Origin of the sequence: Chromobacterium vaccinii, from assembly GCF_000971335.1 — a bacterium.
GTDB classification, from domain to species: Bacteria; Pseudomonadota; Gammaproteobacteria; order Burkholderiales; family Chromobacteriaceae; genus Chromobacterium; species Chromobacterium vaccinii.
The window spans coordinates 1-3,487 of sequence record NZ_JZJL01000108.1 but is presented as its reverse complement, the minus strand read 5'-3'; the positions used below and the strand labels follow the sequence as shown (position 1 = coordinate 3,487).

Genomic DNA, 3,487 nt, shown 5'->3' with positions numbered 1-3,487 from the left:
CGCGTATCATCGCGGCTTTTTTTATTGGGCTGCCTGTTGGCTTAGCCGTAGCGCTTCTTCGCCTCGATGGCCAGGCCGCTGCCGATGCTGCCGAACAGATTGCCTTCCACGTGGCGGGCATTGGGCAGCAGCGCGCGGATGCCGTCGCGCAGCGCCGGCACGCCGCTGGAGCCGCCGGTGAAGAACACGGTGTCCACATTTTCAGCCTTGAGCCCGGAATCGGCCAGCAGCTTGCTGACAGTGCCGCCGACGCGGTCCAGCAGCGAGCCGATGCTGGTTTCGAAATCGGCGCGGCTGAGATCGCAATGCAGGCCGCGCTCGATGGCGTCCAGCGCCAGGCGGTGGCTGTCCTGATCGGACAGCGCGATCTTGGCGGCCTCCACTTCCATCGCCAGCCAGTGGCCGGCGCGCTCCTGGATCAGCTTGAACAGACGGTCGAGCTTCTGCGGTTCGGCGGCGTCGCGGTGCACGTCCTGCAGATCCATCCAGGCCTTGCGAGTGTAGGCGAAGTTGATGGTGTGCCAGGTGGCCAGGTTGAAATACTGGCTGGACGGCATCTCCGCGTTGTTGCGCAGCCGGGTCTTGAAGCCGAACAGCGGCATCACGCCGTGCAAGCTCAGCTGGCGGTCGAAATCGGTGCCGCCGATGTGCACGCCGCCGGTGGCCAGGATGTCATCGCGGCGCTCGGCATGGCTGCGGCGCTCCGGCGACAGGCGGATCAGCGTGAAGTCCGAGGTGCCGCCGCCGATGTCGACGATCAGCACCAGCTCTTCCTTCTCGATGTTGGATTCGTAGTCGAACGCCGCGGCGATCGGCTCCAGCTGGAATGAAATCTCCTTGAAGCCTACCTGGCGGGCGATGTCGGCCAGCGTGTCCTGGGCCAGCTTGTCAGCCTGAGGATTGTCGTCGACAAAATACACGGGGCGGCCCAGCACCACTTGCTCGAATTCGCGGCCGGCGGTGGCTTCGGCGCGCAGCTTCAGCTCCTGGATGAACAGCTTCAGCAGATGGCGGAACGGCAACGCCTTGCCCTGGACTTCGGTCTGGCTGTCGATCAGGCTGGAGCCCAGCAGGCTTTTCAGCGAGCGCATCAGCCGCCCTTCGAAGCCGTCGATGTACTCGGCCAGCGCGGCGCGGCCGAAGCGGGAATGGTCTTCCTCGTAATTGAAGAACACCACCGAGGGCAGGGTGATCTTGCCGTCTTCCAGCTGCAGCAAGGTGTCATGGCCAGGACGCAGCCAGCCCACGGTGGAGTTGGAGGTGCCAAAGTCTATGCCGCAGGCGCGGGCGGCAGTTTGATCAGTCATTCAGCATCTCCTTGAAAATAAAAGAGGCGCGATGGTACGCGGAATGGCGCGGAAAGGGAAGGGCGAAACGCTCAGGCATCGCGTTTCAGCTTGTGCAGGCGGCTGGCTTCGTGGCGGGCGTCTTCCTCGCTGTGCAGGTAGCGGCGCGTGGTCTGGATGCTGGCATGGCGCAGGTTCTGGCTGACCAGCAGCAGCGGCACGCCCGCCTCCAGTTGGTGGCTGGCGGCGGTATGGCGCAGCCAGTGGGTGCTGGCCGCGCGCAGCTTGGCGCGGACTTCGTCGCTGGGCGCGCCTGCCTGCGCCCGGCCGAACACTTCCTTGCAGATCAGGTAGATCGCCTTGTCGGACAGCGGCGTGGCCTGCCCCTTGCCGCCCACGCGGCAAACCAGCGGCGTGTCCTCGCCAACGGATGGCCGCGGAGACAGGCCCAGGCTCAGCCGGTAACGGGCCATGGCGTCCATCAGCTCGTCCGACAGCGGAATGCGCGCGGAAACGCCGCCCTTGCCGACCACATGCCACCACCAGTTGCCGTTGCGGCGGAGCAGATCGCCTGCGCGGGCGGCGGCAACCTCGCCGCGGCGCGCACCGGTCAGGTAGAGCAGGGTGAACAGCCACAGCGCGCGCTCGGCATGGCGGATTTCCCTGTCGCTATCGCGCGGCAAGCCATTTAGCGTGGCTTGGAGGTGTCTCCAGCAGTCGGCGTCGAGGAAACGTTCGATCTCCTGCGAGGCCTTTCTGGCGCCGCGCCGGCGCAACAATTTGAACGGGTTGCCGTTCAGGTAGCCGGCGTCGTTGAGATAGGCGAATAAGGCGCCCAGCACGGTCAGGCTGTGTTCGACGCTGGCGGGAGACAGCGGTTTGCTGAACGGCTTCCAGTCCGGATGGCTGCGCGGCCGCGCCGGCCCCAGCCATTGTTCCGCGGGGTGTGGCGAGGCGAGGAAGCGGCGATAGTCCAGCACATCCTCGCGCTTGACCTGGGCCAGTCCCTGCCTGCGGCCGTCCAGCCACAGCAGCAACCGCTCCGCTTCCTTGCGATAAGCGGCCAGCGTGGCCGGGCGATCGGCGTGCTCCGCCAGCCAGGTCAGCACCGCCTGGGCATCGGACTGCGCCTGTATCAGCGAATGGGAGCGGGCGTCGGCGCGGAGGACATCTGGCAGCATGGCGGGAAAGGGCCGCCGCGGGAGCGGACGGCCTTCAGCGATTACTTGAAGCTGGGCTTGGCCGGGGTGCCGGCGGACTGGGTGAGGATTTCGTAGCCGGTTTCTGTAACCAGCACGGTGTGCTCCCACTGGGCGGACAGGCTGCGGTCCTTGGTGACCACGGTCCAGCCGTCGGCCAGCATGCGCAGGTGGCGCTTGCCCTGGTTGATCATCGGCTCGATGGTGAAGATCATGCCGGCTTCGATTTCCAGTCCGGTGCCCGGGCGGCCGTAGTGCAGAATCTGCGGCTCCTCGTGAAATTTCTTGCCGATGCCGTGGCCGCAGAATTCCTGCACCACGCTGTAGCCGGCGCTTTCGGCGTAGCTTTGCACCGCGTAACCGATATCGCCCAGCGTGGCGCCCGGCTTTACCTTCTCGATGCCTTTCCACATGGCTTCATAGGTGATCTTGCTCAGGCGCTTGGCATGCGGGCTGACGTCGCCGACGAAGAACATGCGGCTGGTATCGCCATGGTAGCCATCCTTGATCACGGTGATGTCCAGATTCATGATGTCGCCGTTTTTCAGCGGCTTGTCATTGGGGATGCCGTGGCAGATCACGTGGTTGACCGAGGTGCATACCGACTTGGGGTAGGGATTGTGGCCATCCGGCGCGTAGTTCAGCGGGGCGGGGATGGTGCCCTGCTCATTGAGCATATAGTCGTGGCACAGTTTATCAATTGCCTCGGTGGTGACGCCGGGCTTGATATGCGGGGTGATGAAATCCAAAACTTCCGACGCCAGGCGGCCGGCGATGCGCATTTTCTCGATATCTTGCGTGTCTTTGATCTGAATAGCCATTTTCTTTGTAAAGCCTATTTATTTTCAGTTGTTTACATCAGTCCGGCTTGCGATTTTCAGAAAAAAATCCAACACCTTTCAAGCCAGCCCTGATTGCTAATGATTGGTATTCTTCCATTCTACACTAGTTGGCCAGCGCTCGATCCAGTGAGCCGCCTCATCTTCCGCGCATCAGGCCAAG

At 63.6% G+C, this 3,487-nt stretch carries 3 protein-coding genes; all 3 read right to left on the bottom strand.

Annotation, left to right across the window (positions count from 1 at the left end; translation table 11 throughout):
• Positions 1-41: 41 nt before the first annotated feature.
• The 3 genes from VL52_RS22755 to map all read right to left on the bottom strand — a co-directional run bounded on the left by VL52_RS22755 (position 42) and on the right by map (position 3,306).
• Entirely contained in the window at positions 42-1,307 is a 1,266-nt protein-coding gene (locus VL52_RS22755; RefSeq protein WP_046159184.1) for an Hsp70 family protein, read from the bottom strand.
• A 71-nt stretch (positions 1,308-1,378) separates the two neighbouring features.
• On the bottom strand, positions 1,379-2,467 hold the full coding sequence (locus VL52_RS22750; RefSeq protein WP_046159183.1) for a tyrosine-type recombinase/integrase: 1,089 nt from the start codon (positions 2,465-2,467) through the stop codon (positions 1,379-1,381).
• A gap of 41 nt (positions 2,468-2,508) precedes the next feature.
• Positions 2,509-3,306: a type I methionyl aminopeptidase gene (gene map / locus VL52_RS22745; protein ID WP_046159182.1), complete on the bottom strand. Its 798-nt coding sequence runs from the start codon at positions 3,304-3,306 to the stop codon at positions 2,509-2,511.
• Between the last annotated feature and the right edge of the window lie 181 nt (positions 3,307-3,487).